The organism is Klebsiella sp. 141162 (assembly GCF_050600755.1).
GTDB lineage: Bacteria > Pseudomonadota > Gammaproteobacteria > Enterobacterales > Enterobacteriaceae > Klebsiella > Klebsiella aerogenes.
In genome coordinates this window covers 709,632-736,459 of record NZ_JAQIRI010000001.1, presented here as the reverse complement: position 1 = coordinate 736,459, position 26,828 = coordinate 709,632, and the positions used below count along the sequence as shown (strand labels likewise).

The window sequence follows — 26,828 nt, the reverse complement described above, 5'->3', positions numbered from 1 at the left end:
CAGTGATGAACAAAAAACAAACAAATTCAACACCGGAGAAATTTTTCCCCCGATGTTTCAATAAATTGAAGTGGTGGTGATGGACGATAAAAATGCAAAAATTTGGCTTTTTCCGCGTGTTGCCAGCCCCTCGGTGTTCAGAATCGCCAGGAGTACCTTTTGCAAATACGATTCATTATCATCACAGTGGGCTGTTTTTTTAAAAGGGTAATGATCTGTGCATTTCCCATGGCTATAGTAACCACACACTATCTCTCAGTACCCATAATCAAAGGTATCGCATATGGACATTAGGAATAAAATTGACACCATTCTGCTTTGTGACATTGCCAAACATCTCGGGATTGAAACTGAAATTGATACTGAACTCGTAAAATATGCAATTACCTCAGGTAACTCATGGATCCTTGATGCTAAATACTCAATCTTTAACGCAGAAGAAGCTTGTAAACAGGATCGTGAGCTCGTTGTGGATATCTTGAATATGTATCGCGGTTTATCTGCTGCAATCCGGAAATTACCTGAAGATACTCAACAGAGTCTCACCGAGCGATTTGAATTAAGGATGATTGACAACAACATTCAAATCCCTGGGTTCGATGGTAATAATGAGGCGCAGTACTTCTCAATCGTAGAAGCATTCCTTAAATTTGATCGGTACATTGAGCAGAAAGAGCCCATCGAAAACACACACAACGAAACAATTGAAGACTACTCAAAAATGCTGGCGGTGTATAAAAAACTCGATGCTCCGAATCGAATGTTCAAACTCAATGCAGAAGAAATATCCTCAGTTTTAAGACTTGCACCTCATGGTATTTAACAGGTAATAATTCCAAGGTCCTTCAAGAAAGAGCCTTTCCATTTTTACCCGTAACTTCATTTCCTGTCTTTGGTTGGCTGGCAGTTCACCTGCCACGCTTTGTTATGCGCCAGGATGTCGCGCTTGGTCTGCTTGTCCATAACGTCAATATCGTGATCGGTTAGGTAGATTGGCTTTACCCAGTCACAGGCGGTATCAACCACCACCGGGACGCTTCCACGTGCCACGCAGCTCGCAATCAACATCGTCGCCAGACATATGGTTAACACTCTGCTGTACATTGCTGGCCTCTTTCGTGACTTCCGTTTTTCGTTCCGCCGCGGCAACGGTCGCCGCTGCATTCTCTTCGGTGCGCTGCTGCCTAGCTTTTTCCTCTGCCTTTCCGCTTCCGCGAATATTGCCAGCAACAAAACCGCTGAGCGCGACGGCCACCAGCGCAGCAATACCGCCTAAAATCATTTTGATGATGCTCATAACCACCTCAGACCAGCACCGATTTTGCCAGGTTAAACAGAGCGCGGCGTTTATCCAGGCCGTTACTACCGCCGTTAATAAGCAGCGTCACGCGTTCAACATCGCCGGAATGCAGAAGACAACCTCGGGAAACGTAGAACCACGCAGCTGAACGAGCGGCGTTTTCATCGATTTCCAACAACTCAGGTTGTGTCACCAGATCCAGCTTGAGCGCCCGGCCGCAGGCGCGATAGTTACTCAAGCCGGTGATTTGCTTCAGCCCACGGCCACGATATTTCCAGCCGTCACCTGGGACCTGATTCCCCAGTTTCTCTTTGCCCCACTCACGCCCGTAGACAAGATTGGCGATCGCTTTCTGGTTGGCCGGTTGTGTTGCCGTTCTGCCAAAAGCAACGGCCTGCTGAGGAGTGATGCGGTGCCTGCCGAATGTGGGCACTAAGTTTTCAGCCGCGTAATTCAGGTTTTCCACCAGCCGGGTAAAGCCCGTGGACTCATGTCCCATCTGTGCGATAAACATTGCCTGGTCAAGCGGAGCGGTAATGCCGTATTCCTCCATCACTTTGTCAATCTGCGGAAACCAGCGCGAAGCCAGACCGGCGCTGATACCTGCCGCCTTTTGAAATTGTGTTTGGTTCACGTTGTGCTCTCTCCTGTAATGCGAGCGATATTGCCGCCAGCACGCCAGACAGCGACGCAGACAACAACATTAATGAGGATTTCACCGTAATCGACCTGCACATAATCGCCGTGCCAGATGCGAAAAGCCGTGTATGCAGGAGCCAGAATCAGCCCATAGGCCAGAAACTCCATTACCCGGCGGCGCCGCATACTGCGTTTACGGAAAAACATCAGGCGGAACGAAATCATGATGCAGGCCAGTGCATTAAGGTGAAGCAACAGCCATGGAAAATTCAGCAGCAGCCACGTCATTCTTCCCCCTTCACTCCGGGCAGATTGCCTGTTTTTGAGCGGGCAAGAATGCGCAGCAGAATTGTCACGGAAACCGTTGAAGCCGCCAGTGCGCCAATCGCGGGCGATACCTGGATGGTGACTGGCGGGCTAAGCTGATTCAGTCCGGCGTTGATAAGGGCGGCGATAATTTCTGAAGCAGTACCGGCACAGTAAATGCCACCGATAAACGAAATGAGCGCAAAAAGGATCTGCTTCCAGATTTTATGGTCCTCAGAGCTGAGGATATACAGCGCCGCCCCAGCAAGGGAGCAGACCATCACTGCTGGCGTAGCCTCTGGAAAAAGCGTGGCGAAGGTGATTCCGGTTGTACCAGCAGCCACGCCCGCCGTTACCGTTGCAGTTATTGGTTCTGCGGACATTTTGCCCCCTCTTATTGCTGTGGATCCTCTCAGAAAATTTGAGGGGAAATAAAAAAAGGCCACCGGATGGCAGCCTTCATATGTGTATAAGCGGTTTGAAAAAAATGAAGTTATTTTTTGGGGAACAATTTGCGCATTAAGGCTAATAGCCATTTTGGAGGTTTAGATTTTGGCCTCCAGATATTTCTTGCTACCTCTCTCGCGCGATCATCACTAATTCCTTCAATTTTTCTGAAGCGTTTATAACTTCTGTACTCAAAGACACGATTTATCAGGTACGCAAGGAAAGGAAAAACCATCTTGAAGATAGTTGCAAAGAAGACCAGCGCCGTCATCGCAGCAAAATGATCATGAATCCGGAATGGCAATGACTGTAGGTAATCGAACATCTTGCGCCCTGTATTAAACACGGCGATATGACAGGGGTACTGGTGCAATGCACCTTCGCGAATACCCCTGTCATATCGCCGGAAAGCAAAAACCCCGCACTGGCGGGGTTCTCGTTATAGTCAAATTGTCGCTTTTGTCGCTGCCGAGTGGCGCAGCTCTGCCAAGCATGAATGAATTATCTAATTTTCTGGCCCATTTTCAACATCAAAAGGGATTTATAGCACTTTTTGTTAATCAGCCTGAATTCCCTTTCGTACCGACAGAAATGTTTTTGCTCTGAATATTTCCAGGCACCATCGCACGCGCTTGCGGGCTTCACCATCTGTTAGCCACGGGGCCACCAGCTGTAATTCCCGGGTTATGTCAGAGATTTTTTTGCGTGTGGTGTAATAACTAACTCCTACCAGATAAACCGGATCCGCCGCTTCAAATGCGCCGAGAACACAGCGCTCTACGAATTCGGCATCATCATCATGAATAGCGGAATCTATCAGGCTGATGACTGGCTGAGGCCATAAAATCGCATGTGCTCGGTTTAAGGCTTGCTGGCCTCGATATCCCTCTTCCCTCGCCTGTTCTATCGCTGCAGTAAATCGTTCCAGCGCTTTATCTGACCAGCGGTCCCCTTTCAAACCTCGCCAGCAGGAGTGGCCTGTGGGCTTTCGGGGAGCTGTTCCCCCACGCATGCTCTCTCCCCATATTGTTAGCAGTGATTTAATCCAGGCAGACTGAATGCCATTCAGGGGCGTAAACCGGCCTAACCAGCTTTTGCGAGGCGCGGCGGCCACTGTTTCTAATCCTGCGCGCTGCAGCCGGCGTTGACGTGGTGTCATCATGCTCTTCTCCTTACGCCAGAACGCCGAGCGCATAGGCCCGGTCCAGCAATTTAATAATTAATTCCGGCTGACTGCCGTACTCGCGCTCGAAAGCAACTGGATCGTGATGAAGCGTCCGGTGATGCTTACGGCAAAGAGGGATAGTAAAAATATCGTGTGCTTTGGTACCGACGCCGCCCTGCCCCCATCCGATAAGGTGATGAGCATCGTCGGCAGACTGACCGCAGCACATACATGGCTGAGTCTTTACCCAGGAAATAAAACCATCTGACACCCAGCGGATCCGCTTAGGTCTGGTGAATAAAGTGGCTGGTGCCACGGGATCAACTACCACTGGCACCTCTGGTTTTACCGGGGCTGGTGGTTCAGGATGCCTGGCAACCTTAGCAACAAGCGGGGAAAGAATGCTGGTGGCCGGCACCGATGGGACGATTTCGCTTTCTTTGTAGACTGACTGGAAAACTTCTTCTTTAAGCCGAAGGGAACGACGCGCCATCTCTTCTGTGATTTCGTCCCCTATTCCAACGCTGACAGCCCACCAGCACAATTCAGCAAGTGACAGGGAGCGTTCAGGGTCAAATCCCAGTGCGATACGGGCAGCATCGATTATCAGATCTGCGTTATTGATACCTACCAGCCTATCAAGGGTTTGATCGGTCTGGTACTTCAGCTCGTTATCACAATGCCAGCATGCGACGATTGCCCCGGTTGAATGCCGGAACGTTACCAGCTCTGAATGGTGATAATCAGAATGTGGCCACTGGCAATGCTTAACCCTCTTAAGCAACCAGGATTCGAGACTATTCAAACCACCAGCAGCCCTCACTACTCGCTCTTTCATAAAGAATGGTCGAATATCAGGATCATCTCGTAAAGGTTGTCCAGCGTCAGGAATGCGCCCGCTTGGTAGAGCCTTCATTTTTTCTGGCAGAGTCTCCACTAGCACGCGCCCACCGCTGAATAAAGGCATCAACTCTTTCCCGGGTTTAAGCAACACAATTCCCAGGTGCCGGGCAACATCAACATTTAGTAATGCGCGCATCAGTCCCTCCACATTTTTTGTGTGAAGGTTCTGTTAATGCGCGGTGGCTTGCTGGATTCCGACAACAGCACACGGAGTTCCCATGAGATAAAGTCGCTCGACAGGCTTTTCTCAACCGGACAATTCTTTTTCCGGTAGCGTTCCGCCAGTTCCAGAGCCTGAGACTCTGAAAGTTGTTCATGGAGAAACCAGCTTTTCTTCATGGGCGGGCCTCGTACACTCGCAGGAACTCCAGCGCCCGATCACGCGCCCCAGGTTCGTCAGCGATCATTTCCTGCAGCAGCTGCACGGCAAGTAATGGTTCCTTTCTTCCGACGACAGAAATCGCACGGGTAACACCGCGAGATAGTTTTATGAAGTTTTTTTTATGTAACGCACGAAGGTGCAAAGCGACAGCATTCGGTGAGCTAACGCCGAGAAGCCCGCCCAGTTCCTGAAGGGTCGGCGGGTAGCCATGCTGATTGATATATGCCACCAGCAGATCAAAAACTTCCTGCTGTCGCGGTGTCAGGTTGTGGAATGAAGAAAGACCGGCACCATCAACATGATCGCCAGCCTGTTCCGCATCAGATATTAATTTTGTTTGCGCCATGGTTTCTCTCCGTGACGCAGCAGGTATAGGTTGTTCAGGCCTATGACGGGAGTGTAACAGAGCCCGGTGGAATCTGGTAACCCCCTCCGGCCTTTGCTCTTTCAATCATCTGCGAAAACAGCGAGAGAGTCCCCACGATCTCATCGGACTGCAGAGGCATAAACGAAACAGTATCACCGCGACGGTACATTAAAGCGCGCTCACATACGGGAAAAGAGGTGAGACGGGCAACAATTACCCCGTCATCGCATCTGATTACTACATAGCCGGTGTTCGGCATTTGTTGTTTTTTAGCCACAGCAAAATCCTCAAAATAAACCAGGTCAGCCACTGGACCTCTACTCAATAGAACCAGTCGTCAGCACTTTCCCAGGTATCCTGAAGGATTTGCTCCACCCGCTTTTTGTCCCCATCCATCCCACCAAACACACTCAGACCATCAGTACCGGTTCGGCGAATGATCAAACTGCAGTTGTTAAAGTTTCGGTCAAACCTCCGCAGCAACTCTTTCTCTAATGCCGGGACAGCGCCCTCTGGTAGCTTTTTGCGACGATCAATTGTGATTTCCACTTTCATAATAAGCTCCTTACGCAAACACTGTATAAATAAACAGTATACTTGTTAGATGAAATGTTCAAGCCCTTGATGTCACTTTTTGCTAATCGCATACCCATGTTTAACTTGAAGTTTTCCCCAAAAAAACGAAACCCGCCGTAGCGGGCCGAGGTTAAATCACAGGGTTCGGGTCTTCCTCGACGTGATTTGCCCGGTTGATCAGGAAAGTTAAAACACCCTTCACGTCCACATCGTCCAGGGCGTCACCCTCTATCGCTTCACCATCTGAAGTAATGAGTGCGCGACCGCGAACAATGACAAACTGAATTATCCCGCAGAAAGAAATCAGTACGTGATCTCCCTGTTTAGGGCGGCGGGAAACATCAACAACGGCGAAACCCGCGCTCGTCTCTAACACGCGGCAATTTGCGTCAATCTGACACAGCCTATTTATAGTAAGTGTCTGTTCTGCGTAGTCTTTAGCTGGTGATGGGAAGCCCATAGAAGTACCTCACACAATTATTACTGTATATTTATACAGTAATACTGTTAAAGAAAATTCTCAAGCAACCAGTAGCCTTTGGCAATCATACATCTATGTTTTCAATAGATTTTTTTATGGAAATGAACATGAACTTAGATTTTATTGAGAAAGAGTCTTGATTTGCTACCCCACCCACATCAAAGAATTTATCGCGCTGGGGTAATTTCATGGGCGTTTTTAAAAATTATCTTCAATCATTTTTGGCGAAACACAAGATATAGGGTTTATTCCATTAAATTGTGATTGAGGAGGGAGGGAAAGAAGCCACTTTACAGGACCGAACCAAGGTGGCTAAGCTTTTTTGTTCCATGAATGAAGCACTCGATCAAATTTTAATTTTTTTTCTGTTTTATTGACTTCTTCTCCAGGCCTTATACGGCGTGCACTTAGCGATTATTACGCCTGCGAAACCTCAAATTAACGTCGAAATCAACCCTTGTACTCAAAAGTTCCCATTACTAAAATACTCACCATATAGAGCACCTCATCGTAATGAATCACTACATATAGTGTTTATAGATAAGCTGACTTATAGATTTGTTGTAAAAATGAAAAAGCCCGGCTGATTAGACCGGGCTTTTCAAGCGGAAGAAGAGTTTGCGGCTCATTTTCCGTGCCAAATGTATCTGGCGACTGGACTTAGCTTAAACAATTGGACGGTATTCATCAAGGTGCTAAAGACCCGCCCGTGTGCGCTAAGTATGTTAACTACTGATTTTTAATATGATATTTTGCCCGGGTTTTTGGTGATTCGAAGACCCCACCCAAACCAATAACGTGCTGAATGTATCTGGCGACTACTGATACTGAAACTGCAAAGGCAAGCCCATGGGTGTTTGCAGCTAGGCACGAAAAAATAAGTGAAGCCACCATGGTCAACTTAATTTTTAAAATCGTACCGCCGATGGTCGTGATAGTTCAAGCGATCGTCGAGTACGTAAATCAGCGCCCATAAGCATGATTTTAATCAAAGGCCCGACATCGCGGGCCTTTTCCATTTCTTCTAAATCAAATGCGAGAGTGGTCTCTACTTCCCCGAAATGCTGACTGCCATCGGTAATTACCGGCACCGATGCATCAGTTCGCGGTCCATCACTTCATCTCCTGCGTGGCTAGTACCCTGTACTGCTTCAATTCACATAATGCACTCAGGATCTGGCCAGACTCTTCAGCTTCCTGTTCCGATCCTAATTCACTCATCACGTCTGAATGTGCCTGTATTTTTACAATAAGGGCATTGAGCTGTTTGTCAGTTAGCAGTCTGCAGGTCATCATTTCTCATCCAAGTAGTAATTTTTTAAAACAAATATTTGCGCGAAATCATACCATTTCCATCTAACATGAATAACGAAGTTTTGTTATAAAAAATATCCTTCGCAATAGATTCCTGTGAACATTTTTCACTTCTAAACCCACCTTAGGCTACGCATAATTTTTTATAAGGTATCCAAGTAGTATGCTAAACGAAGAGAATAAAAAAACCCGCCAAAGCGGGTTGTGACACTTTAGTTACATAGCCTTCCGATGTCGCAGTTGTAAGGATCTGGAGAACCAGGCTGCCATTGCCCCCCTAGGCAAACCCAATGACTGCCACCTCTGACACTATTAGTCCCAGAGAAACAAGGATTGCATTTCCTTTCTCCCTCTCTTGAGCAAGAATCAAGAGGTGCCACCTTCGTAACTTTGTTTATGCTCTTACTTTCAAGCGAAGTCTTTTCAGCACAAGCACTACCAATGAAAAGTGTAAACAACGTTAAAACAATAATTTTGAACGCCATTTTATCATCTCCACATTGCACTTGATATGATTGAATTTCAACGAGCCACTCTTTAATAATTAATAGCACTTATTTCCATTTATCGGCATATTAAATATGGACTATAAAAGTTTCTCGTCTTGCTACTCGGTAGATAATGCACGACTCGTTTTCATCCCAGATGATGCGCTTCTCAGCTATAACCTAGTCTTCTACTACTTTCTGAGCCATCTGGAACCAGTTTGCGCGCTGATCTTCTTTTGTCTCCAACGCTTCTACCAGCGCATCAATATCTTCTAACTTTACGAACAAAACGTCGTGGCCGTACTCTTTTGCATGGGCTGAGCGGCGCTTGAGACTGACTAAAAGTCGGGTGATATCAGTCATGCTGCGAACTCCCCACCTTTCGAACGATATGCATGCAGAAGTTGTTCGAACCTCATTCTGATCGGATTACCGCAGCCAAACGGCATATCGTTTACTCTCCACGTAGGGAAACCATCTTTAGTGCCCGTCCGAACAATTCGTCCGGTACCCGCCAGCTGCTTAACCTGCCCACTGACAGAGCTGCCACTACGCCCCATTGCTTTGGCTATTTCGCCGGACGTCATATCCGGGTTGGCCCTGAGGAACTCAAAAGCCGTTATTTCATTGCGATATTTGGATTTGATTTTTTTGGTCATGGTCAAAACTCGTTTACTTGGTTAAACCTGCCGCTTTACGGCGTTTGTACTCTTCCATCAGAAGCTGTGCTGGTGTCGGCCCTGCCAGATGTCGCGGCGCTTCAAGCTGTCGGCGAATCGGCGGGATCGAGAATCCATTAGCCAGGTGCTTCGTCCACTTCGTGAGTAATTTTTCTGCCAGTTTTTTTAGTTCCCCCTCCGTGAGGTTTCGCTCAACTCCCGTTCTGCGCATCTCAACGCAGATGTGATACAGCACGTCCTGTTTCCAGGGGTATCTGTCGCTGCCCGAAAACCGATAAGACTCATTGCGCCAGCGCTTGTATTCAGCCATGATAGATTCGGATGTCAGGTTGAATGGGTTTGCTCCGCTCGCCGAAACCAGCGCAACGAATTCAGCCAGATCCGGTGGCCATGTGTTACCCGCGGCGCAGCGCTCCATGCACTGACGACAGACCAGGGTAATCTGGGCATCACTCATCGATCCAATCTGGGCAATCCACATATCCGATGGCGCCGCCCCGTTCTTCTGGGTCCACCGGTTCGAGAATATCTCCCCCATGACCGTCCATAGCCGCCATGCCGTATCCGCCGCCAGCAAGTCCGCGTTGCTTCTCCCAGAGCTTTCTGGCTTCCTGAATTTGCTGGACTGCCCGGGATGCGGTGTTAACTGATTGAATTCTTGCATTGCCGTTACCTCCGGTTGCTGGTTGTGGTTTGGATTTGGCTCTGGCATTTATCACGCTGCGGGCAAATTTCTGCTCCCACTGAACCTGAGTGAACACTTTCCCCTCGGATTTCCAGTACGCGGTGAACTCTGCCAGCTCTGTCGGCAGGTATGCCGGTTCGGGAAGCGCTATTCCCCAGGTAGCAGCCAGTCTCGGCCAGTCCTTTGACGGCAGCCAAAGGTCGTGCATAGTGAATTTCCCGATCGGAATATCCAGACCTTGCAAATATTGAGGTTCCTGAAAAACATTTCCCTTGTGCGCGTAGAGAGTGGGGTTTGATCCTTTTCCCTTCCCTTCCCTTCCTTCTCCGTCAGTGAGTCCTCCATGAGGATTCACTGAGTCCTCATGGAGCCCTCCTTGATTAGGCGCTCTCTTTTCTTCCTTTCCTGCCTTAGCCTCAGTGAATTCTGGCGGAAGAGGTATTTTTGAGGCCGAAGGTCTGTTTATTTTTTGATGCTTAAGGAAACCTTTAATCTGCAAATAGCAGACATCATTCACTGAATACTCAGTGAGTAATCCATGAGTAATCAGTTCCTGTATTAGTGGTTCGCAATCGAGCGCGTCCGCAGGGAAGATTTGCATCTTCAACCGTTTTGGCGAACGCTCAAAGCATCCCATGTCGTTGGCGAAGTTGAACAACCCGATAAACAGGAGACGCGCTGGAATTGAACATTCCACCACCTTCTCATCTGTCCAGAATTCAGGTTTAACTGTTCTGATGCGGGCCATCTGAAACCTCTTATTAACCAGCTGGTGCCGGTGGTCATTGTCAAATCTCGATTAGAAAAACTGCGGCGCTACGGCGCTGATACTCGCCAGTAGTGGTCCCGCCGCATCTGCAGGGAGCATGTTAAAAAGTGCAATTGCAGCTTCCCGTATTTCACACTCCAGCTTCTGCAGAGGTGCGCCAAGTAACTTGGCCTGGTGCGCTTCGCTGCATTCTTTGATTGCATTGGCCACCAGCTCGGTTTCAGTTAAGCCATGTTTTAGGCCATGTTTGCGCGCGATCTCTATCGGCATTGCATCAGCGATCGCCGCCGAAAGCTGGATGACATAACTGGTGTACTTCTCTGAACCGCCCTCGTTTTTCAGGTAGCGATACAGATTTTGTTTATTGACGCTGATACCGCGCCCGTTTTGTTTCTCCCACTGTTCGGCCACCAGCTGCGCGACGTGGTCTTGCGCACGCCCAGGTAATGAGGACTCCCATTCCTGAACGGCGGTATAAATGGCCCTGCACTTAATGCGATCGCGGCGCATCGGTAAATACTGATTTTCTGATTTCAACTGCATACCCTTCACCGTGGTATGATTTTCAAAAGAGATGGTCTGCATGCTTATTCCTTCTCCATATTTGGTGGAAAAACACTATCGAGGGTACATTCAGCCCCTAGCTTGTTTAGCTGCTCTACGATACGGCGGCAGTCAATCAGCGTTGGTTTTCGTGTCCCATTTTCGTAATTAGAAATTCGTGACTGGCGCCAACCAAAAAGTGAGGCTAGTTGTTCTTGAGTAAGTCCGAGAGACTGTCTCTCCTTCGCGATGTTGTTCATTTTTACCTCTGCACAGAAGCGATGAAGAGATTAAAACACGGTATGTGTTTGAGTGTCAACACGGTATGTTTTTTGAGTGATAACACGCAACGTGGTAAAACCGCTTTATGAATACGAATGAACAAATTGCAGCTCGTCTTAAACAAGCCAGAGAGCAAAGAGGACTATCTCAGAAAGCACTTGCTGAAATATGCGGGTGGGCTCAGTCCCGTGTGGGCAACTACGAGTCAGCGAGTAGAACCATTGGTATTGATGATGCTGTTGCGCTTGCTAAGGCCTTAAAAATGTCACCTTCTGAACTTGTTTTCGGAGAGGACAGCACGCAGGAATGGCTGACGCCTCAACATAGAAGGCTCATCAGCTTGTTTGATCAACTGCCCGAATCTGAACAAGAACGGATGATAGATCTGTTTCAAGTCCGTCTTAAGGAGATAGACGATTACGTAGAAAAATATTTACGTGGTCGTTTTAAAAGCACCGAAGAATAATCAACTCTAATTTCATACAAACCAGCCATATGGCTGGTTTTTTTGTGCCTATTTTTCCTTCCCGTCAACAATCTCAAATCAAAAACACAACTCGTGTTGACAAACAAACACATTATGAGTTTAACTATAAACACAGAAACGTCATCGAGGCAGGAAGCCCACGAAGTAGCTGCCGGCGGCATACGAAACACCGGATGAGGTGACCAGAGAGCGTGCTTTGCGGTGAGCCAGTATCAATCTCACCTGAATTTTGAGTTATAGGGGATGGGCGCGACGACCAACGTGTTACTGACCCACCAGCAAAGTACGCATTATCAATGCGCAGCAGGTTTAAACGTTCCGCTGGCCCGCGTTACAGGCATGACACAGGACATCGCTATGAGAATAGAAGTATGCAGGAGAGGGAAGATTTACTTTTTACTCGTCTCCCAAATCAAACTCTCCGTCGCGCGAGATTTGGAGGCCCGATTCGGCGACCGCGTAATCAATGCAGCTTTTGGTACTGACATCTCGTGCCTCGATTTCGCACCAGGAGATGAACTCGTAAGTGCTGGCTACCACCTTAACAACCTGGATACCGCTGTTTTCGTAGCGCTCCACCATGCTATCGGCGCGGATACGCCAGTCGTAATAGTCAAAGGGTAGGACGTAAGCATCTGAAAGGATTTTTTGGAATTCTTCGTAGTGAGCGGGATCTTCGTACCAGAAGACAGGTATAGGGCTACGGGACATTTTGCTCTCTTTTCTTGGATGTGTGAGAACTCCAAGAATACCACCGAGCCTGAAGTGGTGAAAAGACAGGCAAATCACTAAACAGGCTTTGCAACACGGTGAATGCGGCTAAGCGCACGCGACACAGTTAAAAGGTAAACATGGGCGGTTTCCATGTTGCGGGAAAAAGCAGGTCGGCAGCAGTTGTTAACTGGCTGCAGCCACCGGGAGGCACCCGGCGCCGTGCTGCAAAGCCCCTACCCATCAATAAACGGGAGATGAATATGACAGATTTTGCCCGAGTACCGACTGGCCACCAGGCAACACGACTGAACTGGTTTGAAGCAAGGCTACGTCAGCTTTGCTACCTGTTAGCCCAGAAAGGGAACCCTGAGGCTAAAGCATGAATACGCTGTTTGCCCTTGTCATCAGCGTGTGCGCCCTGACCGGCGAGTGCTCTGATGTACTGATAGGCGTGTATCCATCTGAGACCAGTTGTAACAGCGATGCTGAGGCCCAGCACGTAAAAGGCACATGCCAGCCATATAAAAAGGCATTGAAGACGGCTGACGACCAACAGCCTGCAGTAAGTTTCTGATTCGGGTTTTGAGAATGACTATTGAACACCACCAGCCTGAAAAAGGCCCATAAAGCACAAAACCCGCGCAAGGCGGGTTAAGTACCCCGGTTAGCCGACCAAAGCTTTCCGGATTCGAGTTTTGACAATGACCACTACCCAGAGGGAGCTTTCACAGTCCCGGGTATCTTACAGCCTTAAGGAACCCAAACGCAATGAACAACTACGCGTATCTCATTAAAGCAAAGGCAAAAGCCACCGAAGCAAAAAACCTCTTCTGCTGGTTCTCTGCTAAATCCGATTCTCGCGCCGAACGCCAGATCCTGGACATTCTGGAAGACGCTGAGATTAATGTTGGCCGCGGTGCCAACCACCAGCTCCCTATCCGCACTAACTGGCTCATCGTGGATGATCTACCGGAAGAAGGTGTGCTGGATGACACCTGGTGTGATCGCTACGAACTTGGCGAGGATGGATTGAGCTGGCAAAAAATTGCTGCTCCAGCCCCTGCAGAGCCAGAAGTAAACAATGAACCGGTAGCTAATCCCCCTGTCAGCAAGAATGATGAAGAGGACTATTCAAACAATGAAGATGCCCTGTTCAAGCTGGCCGAAATGCCATTCCGCACGCAGCTGCTGGCTCAGTACATGGCCGACGAACGCCATGTGTATCACATTAGCATTCCACACCGGGACCGCCTTTCCTTAATGGAAATGGATACAGAGAATCACGCTGTACAGAATCTGATCCTGGCTGCTGAAAATGTACCGGAAATTAAGAAATACGATATTCCCGGTCTGTGGAAATTCACCAGTGCATTCAAAACGGTTTTCCCTGAAGGGAAACGCTATGAGCTTGGTAAGCAGGTTCAGTTTGCCAAATTATGGTTTCAAACGGCGCACATTGACCGCGGGATTCTGACTAAAGAATGGGCTGCTGGTAATAGTATTTCTGCCGTAAATCGCACGCCCTCCGGCGCGAATGCCGGCGGCGGTAACGCAACAGACCGCCTGACTCCGTTAACGCCCCTCGGCCTTGAATTCGAGATCTGCTTAGGATTGATAGCCCGTACCCAGGAGTTCGACATCTACAGCCCACCGCTGGACGTCGATATTAAGGCAAACAGCATGATGAATAAGATGGAAAACGCTGAGTTCCTGGCAACTCGCGAGCTTTTCATGTCCATGCCTGGTGGTCGCGATTACTCACGGGCCTGTAATGTCGCGACGGTTAAAACAACGCCAGAGGGTTTGTGGAAAGATCCGGTGAAACATCGCGAATATCTGAACCGTGTCATGACTGAAGCCGACCACGCTCAGCCGGACGAGCTTATTGTTGATATCGCCTGCGGCCGTTCCTCGATGCCTATGCCAATGTGTAAAGTTGAAGAACCTGACAATAGTGATGCAGATAAGATGACCGGCGCGAATGATCAGGCCGATGATACGCCGGCGCGCGAACTTGAAATCAGGCCTCAGGTAGAACTGGCTATTTCCGGTATAACTGCAGTAATGGATCTGTCAGAAGCAAGTGAACTGCTTAACCTTTTAGAAATCGAACGGGATAATTTTATCAAATCCCTTTCATTCGACCTTTATTTTATGGAGGTAGGTGGTCTCTCCATTTCCAATGACGAAATTCATCACCTCACATTACAGGCACTGCATAAGTGGATTAAGGTTCCGGCCAGACGTGTGCGAATGCTTGAAGAAGCACTGGCGAACATCCGCACATCAAACGCAATGCCTGAAAACCCGGAGCAAGATGATCTGCGGGACAAAACAAATCAGATATTAGCCGCTAACCGTGGCGAATACATCGAAGGCATCAGCGATCCTAACGACGGCAAATGGATTACAGAAGATCTAACCAAAACTAATTCTACCGCAGAGGCCACCAGCGATGTGCAGATGGAAGAGAATTTCGGTAATGAAACCGAAGTTGATAATGAAATTTCTGAGAGCGAAACAGCAACTGCGACAGGTGCAGGTAATGCTGACGACATTGGTAGCGAAACAACTACCGTAAATATTGAATCCGGTCATCATAATGATGTTGAAGATTTACCAGCAGATGACGTTCACGTCATGGTTGATCTTGAGGTTATGGGTAAAAAACAAAATGCCCCCATCGTTGCTATCGGAGCGGTCGTGTTTAATCCGGCTACAGGCTCAATCGGAGAAAGTTTCTATAAAATCATAAGCCTCGAGTCGTCTGTAAATTGGGGTGCGGAAATGGATGCACCAACCGTTATATGGTGGCTTAAGCAGTCCTCCGAAGCGCGCTCAGCGAGCGTGAATGATGACGCCATCCCGCTACTTGATGCCCTACTCCAGTTCCGTGAATTTATTTTCGAAAATATCCCTGGAGGTCGCAAAACTGCTCAGGTCTGGGGTAATGGCGCATCTTTCGATAATTGTATTCTGCGTTCTTCATTTGATTACATCGCTGAAGAATACCCATGGGAATACTGGAATGATCGCGATGTTCGAACAATTGTAGAACTCGGTAAAGCAATTGGAATCGACCCGAAGAAAACCATCCCGTTTAAGGGTGAGAGGCACAACGCCCTTGCCGATGCTATCCACCAGGCCCGGTATGTTTCTGCAATCTGGCAGCGCCTCATTGAGGGAAATGAAGTCTGGAAGAAATTGACGGCGCCAGTACACGTAGCAATTTAACTGATATTCAAAAATCAGATTATCCACCGCCACAGAATTATAGTGGCGGTGGTCGAGAGATTAGACCATGAGCGAACAATACATGATCCCATTATCGGAATGGGGAACCAGAAGGTTTAGCATAAAACTTTCCAGTCAGTGTCTGGTTAATTATGGTCGTTTGGGTTACATCCAACCGCCTCCAGAAAAAGTTGCTGGCAGATGGTTAGTTGATGAAAGTGCTAAATATGTAGGTAAAGGATCTGCCGGCATAAGGCCTTTAGTCCTCGACGATGATGATGATGCACTGAAAGGAATATTAAATCATGTCACCGAGACCACGAAAAAATAGCATTAAGATACCCGGGCTGTATGCCCGGTTTGACCGACGCACGGATAAAACCTACTACCAGTATAAAAACCCAGTTACCGGAAAATTCCATGGTCTGGGAACTGATAAAGAAAAGGCAGAGAAAATAGCCACTACGGCAAATCAGCGTCTGGCAGCTGCTGAAGCGGATTATTTTTTGAAGAAAATTGAAGATAATCCGGAGGCAAAAAAGCGTCGAGGAATCAGTCTGGCATCATGGGTCGAGCGCTACCTTAAAATACAGGCCGCAAGACTAAAAGATAACACCATCGCTGAAACCACATATTCGGAAAAGGTCAGGATGGCTGGAAATTTAGTTGAGCGTCTTGGCAACCATCCTTTAAAGAACCTAGAGGTTCGCGATTTTGCAATGATTCTCGATGAATGGATCGATAAAGATATGAACAGCACTGCACAGAATAACCGTGTGTTGTGGATCGATATATTCAAAGAGGCTCAGCATGCAGGTGAAGTTCCCCCTGGCTGGAATCCTCCCGAGGCAACCAGAAAACCAGTAATTCGAGTTTCCCGGGCACGCCTGACGCTTGAGGACTGGAAGTGTATTTTCGATGCTGCTCCAGATAAACATTACATTAAAAATGCCATGCTTCTGGCTATAGCAACTGGCCAGCGTCGAGAAGATATTTGTAACATGCGTTTTGCTGATGTCTGGGATGGATATATCCATATTGTTCAGGGAAAGACAGGTACCAGACTGGCGCTGCCGCTTAGTCTTCGATGTGAGGCTCTGGGATTAACACTGAAAGAAGTTATTGATGGATGTCGGGATCGCATTCTGAGCCCGTATCTCATCCATTCCTCCAGCAAGAGGAAAGCAGGACCTTTAAGAAAGGATAATCTGTCACGAACTTTCGCTAAAGCGAGAGATAAGGCAGGCATAGTGCCACCGGAAGGAAAAACAGATGTGACGTTTCACGAACAGCGTTCGTTAGCGGAACGTCTCTATCGCGCTCAGGGGATCGATACAAAGATACTCCTGGGACATAAGATGCAAAGCACTACTGATCGTTATAACGACACACGCGGGCAGGAATGGATAAAGCTGGTCATATAATCGGGCAGCATTTCCGGTTCTGGGGGAGTAAGGGTTTAAAATGCTCGGTTTGAAGCAATAGCCATCACAGATTACAGGGTGAGCGGTTTTGGGGAAAAGTTTTGGAGATATTTTGGAGAAATGAAAAAGTTATTAATTTTCAATATACTAAATCATCCCCACCTGCTGGAGCCGCAGGCGTACGCGAGTCAGGCGAGTCAGCCAGGTCTGTAAACTGAGGGTGCTATCTGCGGCGACCACGCTCTGAGAGGGATTTTTGCCCATCAGCGCCAGCAGCGGCCCAAAGGTACTCTCCAGCGGGCCGCGCACGCCGCCGGCCTGCTGATCGATAAACGGCTGCTTATCCTTATCGAGTAGATTTTTAGCCGACTTCACCAGCGAATCCGCCACGCCCTCACGCTGCTGCCCGGTCTGCCCCAGCCAGGCAAGGGTATTCATCAACGCAATCAGCGGCGACTGACGAACGTCGCCCGCCAACGTCAGCTGATCGGTCACATCGGCAATATTGCGCGCCGGATTCAAGCGAATGCTATTGAGAAAACCCAGCCACGCCCCGGCGAAATCGGTGAAATAGCGATCGGTCAGCCGCTGTTTCAACGCCTCCGGTGAGACATCGCCGCTGACGGTCTGGCGGCTATCGCTCAGCACCCAGTCGATCTCATCGCGCCTGGCCGCCACCGCCTTATCGATCGCCTCGCGCACGCCGCCTTCCCACGCCTGGCGGGTGAACATCCCCGGAACCACCTCTTCCGTGGTAAACAACCGGCTGGCATTGGTCTGCGGCGTCATATCTTCCAGCGTCATGTCGGCATAGTTGCGACGCACCTGCAGCAACATGTTCTCGTAAAGCGTGCTTTCAGCGTTGCGCCGCCCGATTTGCGCCAGCAGCACCTGACGCGCTTGCGTCACCAGCGCGGCGTCCGGGGTGATTTTCCACGCCGGCTGCGACGGCAAGTTGTCCATATAGAAGGCCCATAGATCGGGGGCGATACTCTGCCATAGCGCCTGGGAGACTCCCTGACGCGTCTGCTGCGCGGCGGTCATTGTCTGGCGGTAAAACGCCGCATCGGCTTTATCCGGACGCGCCATCATCAGATAGGCCTTTAACTGGTCATAACCCGCTTTCGCCAGCTGCGCCCGCTGCGGGCTGCGCGGCGGCAGGTTGACCAACACCGTCAGTTGCCGGGTGAGCGCTTCTGCCGCCGCGTCGCGGATCAGACGCTGGTTAGCCCGCCCATACCACGGCAGCAGCGCGGTAGAAAGCGGCGCATTATGATTAAGACCAAAGCGCTGATACCAGGGCGCGCCGTTGGCGAGCTGATTCTGTAGACGGCCGATATCGTTACGCAGCACCTGCAAATCGATCAGCTGTTGGTCGTTAACGACGGGCTGCCGCAGCAGCTGTACCCGCTGGGTGGCGCAGACAATTTGCTGGCGGTTGACGATAAAAGAGAGCAGGCTTCCCGCCGCCCACAAGCCAAACAGCGCCAGCAGGCCGACACCGAGGGAGCGGCGCCACGCCCCCCCCACCGGCACGCCGCGCGCGCGGCCGCAGTCTGCGATGATCCCCTGCCAGACGGCCGGGGCCGGCCAACGGTGGGGATAGAGCCCATTGTCCACCGCTTCTTCCGCCTTTAACGAGGGGCTGAACAGCAGACCGCGGAGCGGGATCTGTTGCAGATGCCCGGTAAGCCACGGCGTCAGTAGCGTCTTCCAGCCGCTGATACCGCCCTCCTTCAGCCATTTAGCGACACGCAGCAGGTAATCGTGGGACGAATCAGCGCACAACTGCTGGGTCCCCTGCGCCAGCATGGCGGGCAGAATGGCGCGAAGCTGCCGTTCAACATCCTGCGGGACGGCCCGCGGCGGGAACAACGCCCCCAGCGTCTGGGTAATGCGCGTATCCTGCGGCCAGTCGCTGTCGTGGAGTTGCCACAGATAGACCGGCGGCTGGTAGCGCAGAACCTGCGCAACCTGCTCCAGCGTTCGCAAATACCCGTCCAGGGTCGCGGCGGTGGCCTGAGCATTGTCCAGCGCCAGCACGATACCATCCAGCGGCCGGCGGCCGCGCAACCGACGCAGGGCGCTGAGCCGCTCGTTATCCACCTTCGCCGACAGGCTACCGCCGTGAATTAGCACCGTACCGCGGCCCTCCAGCCATTGCTGTTGCGCAAGGCCGGGAACGATGGCGGCAATCTGCGCCGCCTCGCCAGCGACCCACAGCAAGCGGACCTTATTGCGCCACAATCGGCCGTAGCGGCGACGAAGAGTGTGCTTTAAGGACGCAAACGGCTGCGCCGGTTTTGTCTGCTGGCTAATAAAAGTCCGCGTCTGACGCTGTTGCCCATCGGCTTTTTGCCTGATAAACAGGTGGAAAGCAATGAAGCCCAGTACCCAAAGACAGAGACCATACGCCCAGACCAGGCTACAAACGGTCACTATCTCGCGGACCGCCGTCCACTGCAGCGTGCGGTTGGCGTGCCAGTTCCACCATCCCAGACCGCCCAGCAGGACCACAATTGTCCAGACGGCAAGACACAGGGTCGCGGTAGCCGCTACGGTCATTACCGCGGCATTTTTTTCCTTGAACATAAAATTGATGATTCCCTTAGCCACGGGCGTGCATCATCACGCCCGTATAGCGTTATTAAGGATACTTAGCGGATATAATGAATATGGCGATAACGAATTAAGGCAGCAGTATTTTAAAAGCCTCGCTTTTTATATCGCGATATATTTTACCCAGCACGCCCGATACCGTATTCAGATCTTTCATATCCGTTCGCGCCTGCACTAATATATCGCCGACATTAATATCTATAATCGCTTTTACCCGCTGGCCAAATTGTTTCACCGAATCCCACGTATCATCATCGTTATCGTAAATCGTCCGCGACGCAAAATAGCCGTGGGAAAACGAGGAGTGCAGCGGGTCGTGATTATATTTAGCCAGCGTGTCATGCACGTAGTTATCATAAAAATCCAGCATCGTCGGCGAGCCCATCAGCGCCGCCCGCCGGGCATCGCCGCTTTTCTTGATCTGGATATATTCCGACTCCTGCGCCGCCACCAGCGGACCGCCAAGCTGGTCGGTTTGCGTGGTGGGGATCACATCCAGCAGCACCTGAGCCAGCAGCGCCACGATACCGGTATGGGCAAAGTCATAGCCCCACGCCGCGCGATCCAGACGATCCTTATCGATAAACGGCACTTCTCGCGGTCCTTCGCTTTCCGCGGGCGCCGCCGCCGACGGCAGCGCGCTGGCCTGCTCATTCAGCGCCTGCTGATAAAAAGGCTTACGCTGATAATACTTATCGGCGTATTGCGGGCTGGCAAAGCGCTCGGTACGCCAGGCGGTGATCCAGCTCAGCTGGTCCGCCAGCATCACCTCCAGCGCTTTGGCCTTCAGCGGCACATACACCGGATCCGGCAGTTTACCCAGCGGGCCGTTCTCCGGAGACTTCGCGGCGGTGGCAGCGGCTTTCGCCTTATCGCTATCCGCCTTGTCGTGAGCCGCCTTCAGCGCGGCGACCGGATCCCGGCCCTGAGCCACGGCGATGGCCACCACCTCCGCCTCGTTGACGGCCGGCGTTTCGGTCTTCGCCCCCGCCTGCTGCGCCCCGGCCTGCTGCCAGGCGTTAAACAGGGCGATGGCCTGTTCGGAGATTTTGAATTGTTTTATAACGGCATTCGTCATTATCCGGTAGGTTTTCTCTTTAGCCCCGCCGGGCAATACCTCCTCAGGTACGCTCAGCGGCGCCCCGGCATCGAAGGCGGCGGCATACATATCGTGCAGCACAATCTTGGACAGCAGGCTGCGGGCGTCGGTCTGCACTTTGCCGAGTTCTGACGGTTTACAGTCACCGCCGACATCAGCATGCATCCCGGGATAGACCACCTCCACCGCCCCGGCCGGGTATTTACCGTCCGGACCGCGGATGGAGTCCAGCGGCAGGTCGCCGTGCTGCTCGTGGCCGGCAACAAAGTGGTAGCAGCTTTTTAAAAAGCCTTTGGTGGTCGGCAGGCGCAGGCTGTTGGCCGCCCAGCCCAGATGACCGGTGGCCGACGGCAGGATATGCGGCACGCCAACCGCGGAGACCGAATCCAGCAGCCCCATAAACTCGATACTGATGGGGATGCCCATCAGGGTCGGGCCGCCGGGTACCACCGCCCCCGCCGGCAGCATATTTGTCGCATCGAGCGGCATTTTAGCGTCATCGAGCAGCGACTCCAGCCCGCGGGCGAAGGCGCGGGCGGTGGCGGCCCCCCGGCAGTAGCCGTAGACGAACAGCTTGATTTTGGCGATGCGCCGCTGAGAGCGCTGGATATGCAGCCGCGTTGGCTGCCGCGGCCACTGATTGACCACACACCCCAGATGGTCGTCGCAGAATTTGTCGAGTGCGCTTTTACGGTTAAACTTCTGGGTCAGCCGCGAGAAGGGCCAGACGGTGGCCATACTGTTCCGGTATCCGGTCAGTTCGCTGTCTTTGATCGCGGTTTTGTTCACCGCATAGCAGATGCTGCTGTAGGTTTTAAGCAGCGCCTGATTGATACGGTCCTCACCGCCGTTGGCAAACAGCTCGCCGTCCAGCGAGTAGTGCTCTTCGCCAATCTCCGGAAAGCGCGCCCCACAGCCGGGAAAGTAGTAACAAAAGAATCCGTCATCCTCCGCTGGTGGCAACTGTCCACTCCAGTTTGCCGCATGGTAGAGTCTGCCGATATTAGTCAGCGGCGGATTGCGGGAGCCGTACACTTCATCAGCCCCTTCTTCATTACAGCAGGTACCGTCAAAGAACAGGCTGATATGCAGGCTGGCGGGGCAGCCCGGTTTCGTTTTTTTATCCGATTGATGATCGGACTCTTTAACATACCCCTCCAGGTATTGCCTGGCATAGTTGCCTTCGGTCTGCGTTCTGCTCGCCGGCAGGCGGCCGCGCTCGTTGTATTCGGCTTTCTGCTGCGCGGATTTATCCGCGGGCTTTTTGTCATCCGACCCGGGAAACTTCGGCGGTAAGCTGGCCGCTTCCGCGGTGGAGGTTTTAACAGCGACCGGGGTGGCGCCGGTCTGAAAGGCCGCAATAAGCGCCTTCAGGGCATTCAGCGTGGAGTCTGCGGTGTCGGACATACGATCTCCTCCTTAACATGATTTATAAGCACGTTTTGCGCTTTTTTTAGTCCGTCAGTCTCAGGCTGTATCGGATATTCAGGGGCCGCTCGACCATAGCAGGAACGCACTATCCGCACCTTATCACAGGGGAAAATATGCACATCAAAGCCGCATCCTTGTTCTTTATCCCAACGTTCGATAGGGACAGTAATCGGCCCATGTTTCTGATAGTGAGTTTCATAATCATCGGGCATTTCACTGGATTTCATCCATGCGTTAGGATCGGAGGTCCAGGTGATTTTTGCCGTCAGGCCCGGCCGCCAGACATCTGGCACCATCACGCAGCAGAAGCCGCCGCCCCCCCCGTAGGGATTAGCCCCCGGTCCCCCATAACCATTGACCTGCATCGAAACAATGGCGTCCGGACCATGGTTTAAGACGGCTATGTCAGCACCGCTCATGCCGTCACGACTGTGGTCGCGGCAGGCCGTCAGCAGGCAGAGAAAAACGGCGGCCAGCACCGCCAGCCCGCCGGGCAAAATACGAATATGCTTTATCATTGATGTGTCCTTACAAATATAAAGTGATGAGTTATTAATAAATGACGTAATTAAATAACTGTATTTATGCTAATATATGAACCTCCATATATAACTGATAATGATATTTATAGCGGTCAAATAGAATTGGCCGCTGCAAATATCAATACCGGTTTCTCATAGACCAGAGCCGGGCAATATTAGTCAGCAGCGAATTGTGTATGCAGGCTGGCGGGGCAGCCCGGTTCCGTTTTTTTGTCCGATTGATGATCGGACTCCCCGACAAATCCCTCCAGGTACTGCCTGGCGTAGTTGCCTTCGGTCAGCGTTCTGCTCGCCGGCAGGCGCCCGCGCTCGTTGTATTCGGTTTTCTGCCGCGCAGAGTTATCCGCGGGCTTTTTGTCATCCGGCCCGGGAAACTTTGGCGGTAAGCTGGCCGCTTCTGCGGTGGAGGTTTTAACCGTGACCGGAGTGGCGCCGGTCTGGAAGGCCGCAATTAGCGCCTTCAGGGCATTCAGCGTGGAGTCTGCGGCGTCGGACATACGATATTCTCCTTAATGTGGTTATAAAGTATATTTTGTGCTTTTTTATTTCCGTCAGGCTCAGGGGGTATCGGATATTCAGAGGCTGCACGACCGTAGCAGGAACGGACTATCCGCACCTTATCGCAGGGGAAAATATGCACATCAAAACCGCAAGCCTGCCCCTTCTCCCAGCGTTCAATGGGTACGGTGATAGGGCCATGACGCTGATAGTATTGCGAATAGTTGTCAGGCATACTGCTGGATTTCATCCAGGAATTAGGGTCGGAGGTCCAGGTGATTTTTGCCGTTAATCCCGGGCGCCAGACATCTGGCACCATCACGCAGCAGAAGCCGCCGCCGCCGCCGTAGGGATTAGCGCCTGGCCCCCCGTAGCCGTTCACCTGCATCGAAACAATGGCGTCCGGACCATGATTCAAGACAGCTATGTCGGCGCCGCTCATGCCGTCGCGACTGTGGTCGCGACAGGCCGTCAGCAGGCAGAGAAAAGCGGCGGCCAGCACCGCCAGTCCGCCGGGCAAAATACGGATATGCTTTATCATTGATGTGTCCTTACAAATATAAAGTGATGACTTATTAATAAATGGCGTAATTAAATGCTTGTATTTATGCTAATAGATGAACCTCCATATATAACTGATGATGATATTTGTAGCGGTCAAATAAAATGGGCCGCTATAAATATCTTCAGCTGTATTTTCATATCCGTTCGCGCCTGCACTACTATATCGCCGACATTAATATCAATAATCATTTTTACCCGCAGGCTTGCGTGGTGGGAATAATATCCAGCAGCACCTGAGCCAGCAGCGCCACGATACCGGTATGGGCAAAGTCATAGCCCCACGCCGCGCGATCCAGACGATCCTTATCGATAAACGGCACTTCTCGCGGTCCTTCGCTTTCCGCGGGCGCCGCCGCCGACGGCAGCGCGCCGGACGATTCATTCAGCGCCTGCTGATAAAAAGGCTTACGCTGATAATACTTATCGGCGTATTGCGGGCTGGCAAAGCGCTCGGTGCGCCACGCGGTGATCCAGCTCACCTGGTCCGCCAGCATCACCTCCAGCGCTTTGGCCTTCAGCGGCACATACACCGGAGCCGGCAGTTTGCCCAGCGGGCCGTTCTCCGGAGACTTCGCGGCGGTGGCAGCGGCTTTCGCCTTATCGCCATCCGCCTTGTCGTGAGCCGCCTTCAGCGCGGCGACCGGATCCCGGCCCTGAGCCACGGCGATGGCCACCACCTCCGCCTCGTTGACGGCCGGCGTTTCGGTCTTCGCCCCCGCCTGCTGCGCCCCGGCCTGCTGCCAGGCGTTAAACAGGGCGATGGCCTGGGCGGAAATTTTGAATTGATCTGCGACATCCCCTTGCATTACCCGATATTTTTTACCTTTGGCGCCGCCGGGCAATACCTCCTCAGGTACGCTCAGCGGCGCCCCGGCATCAAAGGCGGCGGCATACATATCGTGCAGCACAATCTTTGACAGCAGGCTGGCGGCATCGGTCTGCACCTTACCGAGTTCGGTGGGCTTACAGTCGCCGCCGACATCGGCATGCATCCCGGGATAGACCACCTCCACCGCTCCCGCCGGGTATTTACCGTCCGGACCGCGAATGGAGTCCAGCGGCAGGTCGCCGTGCTGCTCGTGGCCGGCAACAAAGTGGTAGCAGCTTTTTAAAAAACCTTTGGTGGTCGGCAGCCGCAGGCTGTTGGCCGCCCAGCCCAGATGCCCGGTGGCCGACGGCAGGATATGCGGCACGCCAACCGCGGAGACCGTATCCAGCAGCCCCATAAACTCGATACTGATGGGGATGCCCAGCAGCGTCGGGCCGCCTGGTACCACGGTGCCCGCCGGCAGCATATTTGTCGCATCAAGCGGCATTTTAGCGTCATCGAGCAACGACTCCAGCCCGCGGGCGAAGGCGCGGGCGGTGGCGGCCCCCCGGCAGTAGCCGTAGACAAAGAGCTTGATTTTGGCGATGCGCCGCTGCGAGCGCTGGATATGCAGCCGCGTTGGCTGCCGCGGCCACTGATTGACCACGCACCCCAGATGGTCGTCACAGAATTTGTCAAGCGCGCTTTTACGGTTGAACTTCTGGGTCAGCCGCGAGAAGGGCCAGACGGTGGCCATACTGTTCCGGTATCTGGTCAGTTCACTGTCCTCAATTGCCTTTTTATTCACCGCATAGCAAATGCTGCTGTAAGTTTTAAGCAGCGCCTGGTTGATACGGTCCTCACCGCCGTTGGCAAACAGCTCGCCGTCCAGCGAATATTCGTTCTCGCCAATCTGCGGAAAGCGCGCCCCACAGCCGGGAAAGTAGTAACAAAAGTAACCGTCTTTTTCTGCTGAGAAATCCAGATCGGTCCAGTTCGCTGCATGATAAAGCCGGCCGATATTGGTCAACGGCGGGTTTCGCGAGCCGTACACTTCATCACCATCTTCTTCATTACAGCAGGTTCCGTCGAAGAACAGGCTGATATGCAGGCTGGCCGGGCAGCCCGGTTCCGTTTTTTTGTCCGATTGATGATCGGACTCCCCGATATACCCCTCCAGGTACTGCCTGGCGTAGTTGCCTTCGGTCTGCGTTCTGCTCGCCGGCAGGCGCCCGCGCTCGTTGTATTCGGTTTTCTGCTGCGTGGAGTTATCCGCGGGCTTTTTGTCATCCGGCCCGGGAAACTTTGGCGGTAGGCTGGCCGCTTCTGCGGTGGAGGTTTTGACCGCGACCGGAGTGGCACCGGTCTGAAAGGCCGCAATAAGCGCCTTCAGGGCATTCAGCGTGGAGTCTGCGGTGTCGGACATACGACTTCCTCCTTGATATGTTTAAAAATGACGTTATCTGCTTTTTTATCCTCATCGGGCGCACGCTGTATCGGATATTCCGGAGATGAACGACCGTAACAGGAACGTACAATTCTTACCTTATCGCAGGGAAAGACATGCACTTCAAAGCCGCAACCCTGCCCTTTCTCCCAGCGTTCAATAGGCACGGTAATCGGTCCATGGCGCTGATAGTATTGTGAATAGTTGTCAGGCATATCGCTTATTTTCATCCAGGAATTAGGATCGGAAGTCCAGGTAATTTTTGCCGTCAGTCCCGGACGCCAGACATCAGGCACCATCACACAGCAGAAGCCGCCGCCGCCGCCGTAGGAATTGGCCCTTGGTCCCCCATAGCCGTTCACCTGCAACGAGACAATGGCGTCCGGACCGTGGTTTAAGACGTTTATATCAGCGCCGCTCATGCCGTCGCGACTGTGGTCACGACAGGCCGTCAGCAGGCAGAGAAAAGCGGCGACCAGCACCGCCAGCCCGCCGGGCAAAATACGGATATGCTTTATCATTGATGTGTCCTTACAAAAGAAATTAAATGCGTCGTTATTAATAAATGACGTGATGACAGAATTATATTTTTGCTGATATATATACCTCCCGAATATTTGTGATGATGATATTT

The 26,828-nt window shown here is 51.6% G+C and carries 30 protein-coding genes and 1 pseudogene; 6 read left to right on the top strand and 25 right to left on the bottom strand.

Annotated elements, in window-relative coordinates; all coding sequences use genetic code 11:
• Positions 1 to 283: 283 nt before the first annotated feature.
• Positions 284 to 823, top strand: coding sequence for a YfbU family protein (locus tag PGR23_RS03435; RefSeq protein WP_171824626.1), 540 nt, complete (start codon positions 284 to 286; stop codon positions 821 to 823).
• Positions 824 to 879: 56 nt separating this feature from the next.
• On the opposite strand, the gene PGR23_RS03430 is transcribed toward PGR23_RS03435, so the two are convergent.
• From PGR23_RS03430 to PGR23_RS03350, 17 genes are all read right to left on the bottom strand, one after another.
• Entirely contained in the window at positions 880 to 1,068 is a 189-nt protein-coding gene (locus tag PGR23_RS03430) for a hypothetical protein (protein ID WP_430915586.1), read from the bottom strand.
• Positions 1,019 to 1,297 carry a hypothetical protein gene (locus PGR23_RS03425; RefSeq protein ID WP_430915585.1) on the bottom strand — a complete coding sequence of 93 codons (279 nt, stop codon included), beginning with the start codon at positions 1,295 to 1,297 and terminating at the stop codon, positions 1,019 to 1,021. The genes PGR23_RS03430 and PGR23_RS03425 overlap by 50 nt, the downstream gene beginning before the upstream one ends.
• Before the next feature lie 7 nt (positions 1,298 to 1,304).
• On the bottom strand, positions 1,305 to 1,934 hold the full coding sequence (locus tag PGR23_RS03420) for a glycoside hydrolase family 19 protein (protein WP_430915584.1): 630 nt from the start codon (positions 1,932 to 1,934) through the stop codon (positions 1,305 to 1,307).
• Entirely contained in the window at positions 1,931 to 2,227 is a 297-nt protein-coding gene (locus PGR23_RS03415; RefSeq protein WP_047625964.1) for a phage holin family protein, read from the bottom strand. The genes PGR23_RS03420 and PGR23_RS03415 overlap by 4 nt, the downstream gene beginning before the upstream one ends.
• Positions 2,224 to 2,628, bottom strand: coding sequence for a putative holin (locus PGR23_RS03410; RefSeq protein WP_048702434.1), 405 nt, complete (start codon positions 2,626 to 2,628; stop codon positions 2,224 to 2,226). The genes PGR23_RS03415 and PGR23_RS03410 overlap by 4 nt, the downstream gene beginning before the upstream one ends.
• Before the next feature lie 620 nt (positions 2,629 to 3,248).
• A complete protein-coding gene (locus PGR23_RS03405) occupies positions 3,249 to 3,851 on the bottom strand; it encodes a hypothetical protein (protein WP_058649396.1) in 603 nt (200 codons plus the stop codon).
• A gap of 13 nt (positions 3,852 to 3,864) precedes the next feature.
• On the bottom strand, positions 3,865 to 4,896 hold the full coding sequence (locus PGR23_RS03400) for a DUF968 domain-containing protein (protein WP_430915583.1): 1,032 nt from the start codon (positions 4,894 to 4,896) through the stop codon (positions 3,865 to 3,867).
• Positions 4,896 to 5,099, bottom strand: coding sequence for a hypothetical protein (locus PGR23_RS03395; protein ID WP_430915582.1), 204 nt, complete (start codon positions 5,097 to 5,099; stop codon positions 4,896 to 4,898). The genes PGR23_RS03400 and PGR23_RS03395 overlap by 1 nt, the downstream gene beginning before the upstream one ends.
• A complete protein-coding gene (locus PGR23_RS03390) occupies positions 5,096 to 5,488 on the bottom strand; it encodes a DNA-binding protein (RefSeq protein WP_430915581.1) in 393 nt (130 codons plus the stop codon). The genes PGR23_RS03395 and PGR23_RS03390 overlap by 4 nt, the downstream gene beginning before the upstream one ends.
• A gap of 342 nt (positions 5,489 to 5,830) precedes the next feature.
• The gene (locus PGR23_RS03385; protein ID WP_430915580.1) at positions 5,831 to 6,064 is read right to left on the bottom strand and encodes a DinI family protein; all 234 of its coding nucleotides are present in this window, start codon (positions 6,062 to 6,064) and stop codon (positions 5,831 to 5,833) included.
• A 151-nt stretch (positions 6,065 to 6,215) separates the two neighbouring features.
• Entirely contained in the window at positions 6,216 to 6,545 is a 330-nt protein-coding gene (locus PGR23_RS03380) for a hypothetical protein (RefSeq protein WP_430915579.1), read from the bottom strand.
• Between the two features lie 2,003 nt (positions 6,546 to 8,548).
• Complete coding sequence (locus PGR23_RS03375) at positions 8,549 to 8,731, bottom strand: hypothetical protein (RefSeq protein WP_430915578.1); 183 nt, start codon at positions 8,729 to 8,731, stop codon at positions 8,549 to 8,551.
• Positions 8,728 to 9,027: a MarR family transcriptional regulator gene (locus PGR23_RS03370; protein ID WP_430915577.1), complete on the bottom strand. Its 300-nt coding sequence runs from the start codon at positions 9,025 to 9,027 to the stop codon at positions 8,728 to 8,730. Before PGR23_RS03370 ends, PGR23_RS03375 begins: the two co-directional genes overlap by 4 nt.
• Before the next feature lie 13 nt (positions 9,028 to 9,040).
• On the bottom strand, positions 9,041 to 9,586 hold the full coding sequence (locus PGR23_RS03365) for a replication protein P (RefSeq protein WP_430915576.1): 546 nt from the start codon (positions 9,584 to 9,586) through the stop codon (positions 9,041 to 9,043).
• Positions 9,498 to 10,481, bottom strand: coding sequence for a DnaT-like ssDNA-binding domain-containing protein (locus PGR23_RS03360; protein ID WP_430915575.1), 984 nt, complete (start codon positions 10,479 to 10,481; stop codon positions 9,498 to 9,500). Before PGR23_RS03360 ends, PGR23_RS03365 begins: the two co-directional genes overlap by 89 nt.
• A gap of 51 nt (positions 10,482 to 10,532) precedes the next feature.
• The gene (locus tag PGR23_RS03355; RefSeq protein ID WP_430915574.1) at positions 10,533 to 11,087 is read right to left on the bottom strand and encodes a toxin YdaT family protein; all 555 of its coding nucleotides are present in this window, start codon (positions 11,085 to 11,087) and stop codon (positions 10,533 to 10,535) included.
• Positions 11,088 to 11,089: 2 nt separating this feature from the next.
• Positions 11,090 to 11,305, bottom strand: coding sequence for a helix-turn-helix domain-containing protein (locus tag PGR23_RS03350; RefSeq protein WP_032707014.1), 216 nt, complete (start codon positions 11,303 to 11,305; stop codon positions 11,090 to 11,092).
• Positions 11,306 to 11,412: 107 nt separating this feature from the next.
• On the opposite strand from PGR23_RS03350, the gene PGR23_RS03345 reads away from it, so the two are divergent.
• Entirely contained in the window at positions 11,413 to 11,793 is a 381-nt protein-coding gene (locus PGR23_RS03345) for a helix-turn-helix domain-containing protein (protein WP_032708424.1), read from the top strand.
• Positions 11,794 to 12,210: 417 nt separating this feature from the next.
• On the opposite strand, the gene PGR23_RS03340 is transcribed toward PGR23_RS03345, so the two are convergent.
• Entirely contained in the window at positions 12,211 to 12,525 is a 315-nt protein-coding gene (locus tag PGR23_RS03340) for a hypothetical protein (protein ID WP_157194973.1), read from the bottom strand.
• A gap of 382 nt (positions 12,526 to 12,907) precedes the next feature.
• Here PGR23_RS03340 and PGR23_RS03335 point away from each other — a divergent pair, with 382 nt between their 5' ends.
• From PGR23_RS03335 to PGR23_RS03320, 4 genes are all read left to right on the top strand, one after another.
• Positions 12,908 to 13,102, top strand: a complete 195-nt coding sequence (locus PGR23_RS03335) for a DUF1482 family protein (RefSeq protein ID WP_032707011.1) — start codon at positions 12,908 to 12,910, stop codon at positions 13,100 to 13,102.
• Positions 13,103 to 13,296: 194 nt separating this feature from the next.
• Positions 13,297 to 15,762 (top strand): 3'-5' exoribonuclease domain-containing protein, encoded by a 2,466-nt coding sequence (locus PGR23_RS03330; protein WP_430915573.1) that lies wholly within the window; start codon positions 13,297 to 13,299, stop codon positions 15,760 to 15,762.
• A 67-nt stretch (positions 15,763 to 15,829) separates the two neighbouring features.
• On the top strand, positions 15,830 to 16,093 hold the full coding sequence (locus tag PGR23_RS03325) for an excisionase (RefSeq protein ID WP_166479756.1): 264 nt from the start codon (positions 15,830 to 15,832) through the stop codon (positions 16,091 to 16,093).
• Positions 16,068 to 17,186 (top strand): phage integrase Arm DNA-binding domain-containing protein, encoded by a 1,119-nt coding sequence (locus tag PGR23_RS03320; protein WP_430915572.1) that lies wholly within the window; start codon positions 16,068 to 16,070, stop codon positions 17,184 to 17,186. The genes PGR23_RS03325 and PGR23_RS03320 overlap by 26 nt, the downstream gene beginning before the upstream one ends.
• Positions 17,187 to 17,345: 159 nt before the next feature.
• Here the strand turns inward: PGR23_RS03320 and PGR23_RS03315 are convergent.
• The 7 genes and pseudogenes from PGR23_RS03315 to PGR23_RS03285 form a co-directional block, all read right to left on the bottom strand.
• Positions 17,346 to 19,778, bottom strand: a pseudogene (locus PGR23_RS03315) (ImcF-related family protein); the annotation flags it as partial.
• 97 nt (positions 19,779 to 19,875) lie between these two features.
• Positions 19,876 to 22,311, bottom strand: a complete 2,436-nt coding sequence (locus tag PGR23_RS03310) for a T6SS phospholipase effector Tle1-like catalytic domain-containing protein (protein ID WP_430915571.1) — start codon at positions 22,309 to 22,311, stop codon at positions 19,876 to 19,878.
• Positions 22,284 to 22,853 (bottom strand): DUF3304 domain-containing protein, encoded by a 570-nt coding sequence (locus tag PGR23_RS03305; protein ID WP_396279587.1) that lies wholly within the window; start codon positions 22,851 to 22,853, stop codon positions 22,284 to 22,286. Before PGR23_RS03305 ends, PGR23_RS03310 begins: the two co-directional genes overlap by 28 nt.
• Positions 22,854 to 23,032: 179 nt before the next feature.
• Positions 23,033 to 23,374, bottom strand: coding sequence for a hypothetical protein (locus tag PGR23_RS03300; RefSeq protein ID WP_396279586.1), 342 nt, complete (start codon positions 23,372 to 23,374; stop codon positions 23,033 to 23,035).
• Positions 23,347 to 23,916, bottom strand: coding sequence for a DUF3304 domain-containing protein (locus PGR23_RS03295; RefSeq protein WP_396279585.1), 570 nt, complete (start codon positions 23,914 to 23,916; stop codon positions 23,347 to 23,349). The genes PGR23_RS03300 and PGR23_RS03295 overlap by 28 nt, the downstream gene beginning before the upstream one ends.
• A gap of 214 nt (positions 23,917 to 24,130) precedes the next feature.
• Positions 24,131 to 26,173 carry a T6SS phospholipase effector Tle1-like catalytic domain-containing protein gene (locus PGR23_RS03290; protein WP_396279584.1) on the bottom strand — a complete coding sequence of 681 codons (2,043 nt, stop codon included), beginning with the start codon at positions 26,171 to 26,173 and terminating at the stop codon, positions 24,131 to 24,133.
• Positions 26,146 to 26,715, bottom strand: coding sequence for a DUF3304 domain-containing protein (locus tag PGR23_RS03285; protein WP_396279583.1), 570 nt, complete (start codon positions 26,713 to 26,715; stop codon positions 26,146 to 26,148). The genes PGR23_RS03290 and PGR23_RS03285 overlap by 28 nt, the downstream gene beginning before the upstream one ends.
• Between the last annotated feature and the right edge of the window lie 113 nt (positions 26,716 to 26,828).

What these genes read in the sequence shown, in the direction of transcription:
- PGR23_RS03435 (WP_171824626.1), top strand. Translation starts at nt 284, where the DNA reads ATGGACATTAGGAATAAAATTGACACCATTCTGCTTTGTGACATTGCC.
- PGR23_RS03430 (WP_430915586.1), bottom strand. Translation starts at nt 1,068, where the DNA reads ATGTTGATTGCGAGCTGCGTGGCACGTGGAAGCGTCCCGGTGGTGGTT.
- PGR23_RS03425 (WP_430915585.1), bottom strand. Translation starts at nt 1,297, where the DNA reads ATGAGCATCATCAAAATGATTTTAGGCGGTATTGCTGCGCTGGTGGCC.
- PGR23_RS03415 (WP_047625964.1), bottom strand. Translation starts at nt 2,227, where the DNA reads ATGACGTGGCTGCTGCTGAATTTTCCATGGCTGTTGCTTCACCTTAAT.
- PGR23_RS03410 (WP_048702434.1), bottom strand. Translation starts at nt 2,628, where the DNA reads ATGTCCGCAGAACCAATAACTGCAACGGTAACGGCGGGCGTGGCTGCT.
- PGR23_RS03405 (WP_058649396.1), bottom strand. Translation starts at nt 3,851, where the DNA reads ATGACACCACGTCAACGCCGGCTGCAGCGCGCAGGATTAGAAACAGTG.
- PGR23_RS03400 (WP_430915583.1), bottom strand. Translation starts at nt 4,896, where the DNA reads ATGCGCGCATTACTAAATGTTGATGTTGCCCGGCACCTGGGAATTGTG.
- PGR23_RS03395 (WP_430915582.1), bottom strand. Translation starts at nt 5,099, where the DNA reads ATGAAGAAAAGCTGGTTTCTCCATGAACAACTTTCAGAGTCTCAGGCT.
- PGR23_RS03390 (WP_430915581.1), bottom strand. Translation starts at nt 5,488, where the DNA reads ATGGCGCAAACAAAATTAATATCTGATGCGGAACAGGCTGGCGATCAT.
- PGR23_RS03385 (WP_430915580.1), bottom strand. Translation starts at nt 6,064, where the DNA reads ATGAAAGTGGAAATCACAATTGATCGTCGCAAAAAGCTACCAGAGGGC.
- PGR23_RS03380 (WP_430915579.1), bottom strand. Translation starts at nt 6,545, where the DNA reads ATGGGCTTCCCATCACCAGCTAAAGACTACGCAGAACAGACACTTACT.
- PGR23_RS03375 (WP_430915578.1), bottom strand. Translation starts at nt 8,731, where the DNA reads ATGACTGATATCACCCGACTTTTAGTCAGTCTCAAGCGCCGCTCAGCC.
- PGR23_RS03370 (WP_430915577.1), bottom strand. Translation starts at nt 9,027, where the DNA reads ATGACCAAAAAAATCAAATCCAAATATCGCAATGAAATAACGGCTTTT.
- PGR23_RS03365 (WP_430915576.1), bottom strand. Translation starts at nt 9,586, where the DNA reads ATGGGGGAGATATTCTCGAACCGGTGGACCCAGAAGAACGGGGCGGCG.
- PGR23_RS03360 (WP_430915575.1), bottom strand. Translation starts at nt 10,481, where the DNA reads ATGGCCCGCATCAGAACAGTTAAACCTGAATTCTGGACAGATGAGAAG.
- PGR23_RS03355 (WP_430915574.1), bottom strand. Translation starts at nt 11,087, where the DNA reads ATGCAGACCATCTCTTTTGAAAATCATACCACGGTGAAGGGTATGCAG.
- PGR23_RS03350 (WP_032707014.1), bottom strand. Translation starts at nt 11,305, where the DNA reads ATGAACAACATCGCGAAGGAGAGACAGTCTCTCGGACTTACTCAAGAA.
- PGR23_RS03345 (WP_032708424.1), top strand. Translation starts at nt 11,413, where the DNA reads ATGAATACGAATGAACAAATTGCAGCTCGTCTTAAACAAGCCAGAGAG.
- PGR23_RS03340 (WP_157194973.1), bottom strand. Translation starts at nt 12,525, where the DNA reads ATGTCCCGTAGCCCTATACCTGTCTTCTGGTACGAAGATCCCGCTCAC.
- PGR23_RS03335 (WP_032707011.1), top strand. Translation starts at nt 12,908, where the DNA reads ATGAATACGCTGTTTGCCCTTGTCATCAGCGTGTGCGCCCTGACCGGC.
- PGR23_RS03330 (WP_430915573.1), top strand. Translation starts at nt 13,297, where the DNA reads ATGAACAACTACGCGTATCTCATTAAAGCAAAGGCAAAAGCCACCGAA.
- PGR23_RS03325 (WP_166479756.1), top strand. Translation starts at nt 15,830, where the DNA reads ATGAGCGAACAATACATGATCCCATTATCGGAATGGGGAACCAGAAGG.
- PGR23_RS03320 (WP_430915572.1), top strand. Translation starts at nt 16,068, where the DNA reads ATGTCACCGAGACCACGAAAAAATAGCATTAAGATACCCGGGCTGTAT.
- PGR23_RS03310 (WP_430915571.1), bottom strand. Translation starts at nt 22,311, where the DNA reads ATGTCCGACACCGCAGACTCCACGCTGAATGCCCTGAAGGCGCTTATT.
- PGR23_RS03305 (WP_396279587.1), bottom strand. Translation starts at nt 22,853, where the DNA reads ATGATAAAGCATATTCGTATTTTGCCCGGCGGGCTGGCGGTGCTGGCC.
- PGR23_RS03300 (WP_396279586.1), bottom strand. Translation starts at nt 23,374, where the DNA reads ATGTCCGACGCCGCAGACTCCACGCTGAATGCCCTGAAGGCGCTAATT.
- PGR23_RS03295 (WP_396279585.1), bottom strand. Translation starts at nt 23,916, where the DNA reads ATGATAAAGCATATCCGTATTTTGCCCGGCGGACTGGCGGTGCTGGCC.
- PGR23_RS03290 (WP_396279584.1), bottom strand. Translation starts at nt 26,173, where the DNA reads ATGTCCGACACCGCAGACTCCACGCTGAATGCCCTGAAGGCGCTTATT.
- PGR23_RS03285 (WP_396279583.1), bottom strand. Translation starts at nt 26,715, where the DNA reads ATGATAAAGCATATCCGTATTTTGCCCGGCGGGCTGGCGGTGCTGGTC.